This is a genomic window from Mesorhizobium sp. M7A.F.Ca.ET.027.02.1.1, from assembly GCF_004022985.1.
Taxonomy (GTDB): domain Bacteria; phylum Pseudomonadota; class Alphaproteobacteria; order Rhizobiales; family Rhizobiaceae; genus Mesorhizobium.
Genome location: NZ_RZOL01000926.1, coordinates 1 through 488, shown reverse-complemented (window position 1 = coordinate 488; position 488 = coordinate 1). Strand labels below are relative to the sequence as shown.

Below are 488 nucleotides of genomic sequence, written 5' to 3'. Positions count from 1 at the left end.
AGGTAGCCGCGGTCGAACTGCATGCCTTCGACGACTTCGAGTTCGGTCTCGGCGGTCTTGGCTTCCTCAACCGTGATGACGCCTTCATTGCCGACCTTCTGCATCGCTTCCGCGATCATCTTGCCGACCGACTCGTCGCCATTGGCCGAGATCGTGCCGACCTGGGCGACTTCCTCGGAGGTCTTGATCTTCTTGGCAGCCTTGCCGAGCGCGCCGACGACTTCGGTCACGGCCAGATCGATGCCGCGCTTCAGGTCCATCGGGTTCATGCCGGCGGCAACGGCCTTGTGGCCTTCCTGGACGATCGACTGTGCCAGAACGGTTGCGGTCGTGGTGCCGTCGCCGGCGATGTCGTTGGTCTTCGAAGCAACTTCGCGGACCATCTGCGCGCCCATGTTCTCGAACTTGTCTTCAAGCTCGATTTCCTTGGCGACGGTAACGCCGTCCTTGGTGATGCGCGGGGCGCCGAACGACTTGTCGATGACCAC

1 protein-coding gene is annotated in these 488 nt (G+C 62.1%); it reads right to left on the bottom strand.

The features are described 5' to 3' along the window. The coding region (locus tag EN749_RS37050) for a TCP-1/cpn60 chaperonin family protein (protein WP_281061973.1) at window positions 1-488 on the bottom strand (488 nt) is incomplete at both ends.